At 42.2% G+C, this 3,149-nt stretch carries 2 protein-coding genes; both read right to left on the bottom strand.

The annotated features are described in order from the left end of the window. Positions 1 to 1,858 (bottom strand): tetratricopeptide repeat protein (locus GX117_04385; protein ID NLO32581.1); only part of this gene is annotated, 1,858 nt, incomplete at its 3' end. Next, complete coding sequence (locus GX117_04380; GenBank protein NLO32580.1) at positions 1,851 to 3,017, bottom strand: hypothetical protein; 1,167 nt, start codon at positions 3,015 to 3,017, stop codon at positions 1,851 to 1,853. The genes GX117_04385 and GX117_04380, both read right to left, overlap by 8 nt. Between the last annotated feature and the right edge of the window lie 132 nt (positions 3,018 to 3,149).

Raw genomic sequence — 3,149 nt, 5'->3', positions numbered from 1 at the left:
GATAGATCTTCGCCTTGTCCGGCAAACCAACCTTCAAACTCTCACCGGCCTGGACCAATACACTTAAATAGATGATTTGGATGAAAGCCTTTGAGTCTTTTAATTGATTTGTTGCGCTCTCAAAATCCTTGTGCGCCTTCTCATAATCTCCGGCTGCGGCAAACAAAGTGCCTCGGTACTTCAGCGTCGTAGCATAAACCCACGCAATATTCTTATCTTGAGATGGTATGCTATATGAATTGGGCAAAAAAACTCCTTGTATACCTTCTAAGAAAGCTCTATAGGGAGCAAGCCATAAGCTTCGGATGAAAAAAGGGCGGCTTTCAGAGGTTTCTGAAATGGGATATTTTTGTTCAATAAAGGTCTTGGTGATATCTCGAGGTCGATAGAATGCTTTTGCTAAATAAATATAGGTCTTATCTTGATCCCTGTCCTTGTCAGTTTCTGCGGAATCAAGTGCTTTCTTGAAGCAAGAATAAGCTTCACTATAGGCTTTGTCTCTGTCCTCAGGCCGGTGAGAGCGAAGTCCCTTGTACATATAGACTTGTCCTCGCGTTCCATACAGTTGCATGAGTCGCTCATCTTTATCATAATCATTCGGTATGCGGCACTCTGCCTCGTTTAAAGCCTCCAAGGCTTCCTCATAGTCATGAAAATCAGTAAGCGTAACAGCAAATCGAATAAAAGCACAAGCTTTCTCGTTGTCAGAAAGGCGTGATTGCAATACTTTTTGAATACAATCTTTTGCTAAAGTTGGTTTGCCCAAATGATTATAAACAGCAGCCAGATGCAATTGGGCGAGAGCCCGAACGTTATCTTTTTTGTTGTTCGAACACTCGTTTTCATCTACCAAACTAAGGATTTGATTTAAACGATTTTCGGCTTTTTTATGATCAATGCGACCGCTTAAAATACAAGAGCTGATTTGTTTCACTTCATTTTGTAGGTCGTCAATATGGGGGTGATTAATATCCGCGATATGCCGTTGTACCTCTTCTTTCATTTCTGTAGGATTGATAAAAATATCGCGACATTTATCTTCAGGCTTTACTCCAAATTCAGGGAGAAATATCTTTTTAGGGTTTACTTTTTTCATCAAGTGATATTTTTTTAAATAAAATTCTTCTTCCCCTGAACACAAGACTGTGTCGGTAAGTACTCCCGAAGCCAAGCATTTCAAGGAACCGTCATCATCGTCCTTTTCTTGGCGCTCCATAGCGGTTACGATTGCTAAACCCAGGCTTTCTTCGCTCAGAAGGTCGCTACATTCACCTACGAGAGTGTTAAAGGTTACGGTAGGATTTTTAAATTTGCTCGATTTTGCCGTGAGAAATCCTTGAACAACACCGTCTTTTAATAAGTTTAGAGGTAGGCGGTCTTTCGTATGGACTGTCGGGGCGGAAAGTTCATTATCTGAAATGGTGAAGGGTAATATCGCTGCTGTCGCAACAGGCAGTGAAGAGGATTCTTTTTTAATGAATACGCCTGCCCCGTGGGCATTTTTCCATTCGGCAAGAAGTTGGTTCAACGTATTTTGGTAAGAAGCGGAAAGACGTGAGTCGTCAATGGAATAGCGACGATTGAGATGTTGGTCTTTAGCCCATTCATCAATGGCTTGGGCGGAATCTGTTCCTTCGGTTTTCTCAATGATTTGCAAACAGCGTTTACAATCCTCTTGATCTTCCTGAAGACCGCAATATAACCAAAGCCGTGCGGCAGCCTCAACCCGAATACGAAGAGACAGATCACCTTCGGGGGGAGTGAAATCCATCACCGTTTTTAGGGCGTCAATCGGTAAGAGACGCAATAAGCCGGGTGTTTTTTCAAGCGCGGATATTAGAGGGAATGCCTCACTCATTCGGTATTTCTCCCGTGATGAATTGTCCATCTCTGAGCCTGATACAGATTTTTGTGTGGGGCGCGTCGCTATCGAGTTTTATATCTGCTTTAAGATCGGTTAATGTGGCAAGCTCTTTGCCGTCCGCGTCCAAAATTACAGCGCCATTCATGCGTTCGAGGGCATCTGGTGCGCCACCGGCAACTTCTATACGTAAGCTGTTCTTGGTTGGTTGCGAAATATGAAGTAGAATCTCCGGGTCTTTAATAGATACGGGAACAACGGCCTTTGGTTTCTCTGTATCGCCCGAGGCCGCTAAAGCGGTAGGGACACGAGACGGTTCAATACCCATCGCTTTATGTTTCTTTTCAAGCTTCTGCAACACTGTATCCCAATCAAAGAGGACAACATTATGTTCCTCGCTTTCTTCTTTTTGAGCTCTCAATATGTCGAGTGCTTCCACGCGAAGCGGGGTTGTAGCAAGAAGCATAAATTCTTGGAAAACCGCTTTTGGATTCATGAGTGTGAGAATAGACCGCTCTGTGTCAAGTTTTGTCGGTTCCGGGTTGTCTATTTCTAATAGCTGTGCATCTAAAATATCCAATTCAGCATCGGTTAAGTGACCGTTACAAATTTCCAAGCGCTCTATTGCTACAGGTTGTTCATTCCATAAGGAAGCGACAAGATCGGTGTGAAATGCACATTTTTGAAAAACCAGATCGGTTTCTACGGCCAAGTCGGGAAAATAGTGAAGCGGAATTGCCTGAACGACTTTATCGCCCTCTTCGGGCGTTTCGACAAGTAATGCGATATCCGGAATGGGAAAAACATCTTTAACATTACGTTTCAATCGCCAAATAGAGCCATAACAGGGGGGTAATTGGGCACATTCTTCCAAGGTGTTATTTTTATTTTTTTCAAAAAGTTCCTTTAGACGCGCAAGTTGGTCTTGTGCAGTGGCATCATCAATTTCCGGGATTTCAATTTCATTGATATTATTTTCTTCCTCTTCTCTGTGGGAATTTTCGGTAATATCTTCAAGATATTTCATGAGCCTGCCACTTCCGCGATCTTCTATTTGTTCCATAAAAGCTTCTATATGATTCGTATTCCGGAATGCAGTCAAGAGAGCGTCCTTCACGCGATTGGCTATTTCATCATAAGCATTTGAAATGTTCATAATCATCTATTCCCATATTTTATAATAAATTGAACTGAATATAAATTCTATAGAATCTATATTTTAACGTTCTGTACTCAAGGATTCACTATCTAATAAGAGGGGATCACGTAAAATTTACTCGGGTAAGGG

The sequence above is a fragment of the Candidatus Hydrogenedentota bacterium genome, from assembly GCA_012523015.1.
Classification (GTDB): domain Bacteria; phylum Hydrogenedentota; class Hydrogenedentia; order Hydrogenedentales; family CAITNO01; genus JAAYBJ01.
The sequence above is the reverse complement of the archived record's forward strand: the minus strand, read 5'-3'. Positions and strand labels throughout refer to the sequence as shown.

What these genes read in the sequence shown, in the direction of transcription:
- GX117_04380 (NLO32580.1), bottom strand. Translation starts at nt 3,017, where the DNA reads ATGAACATTTCAAATGCTTATGATGAAATAGCCAATCGCGTGAAGGAC.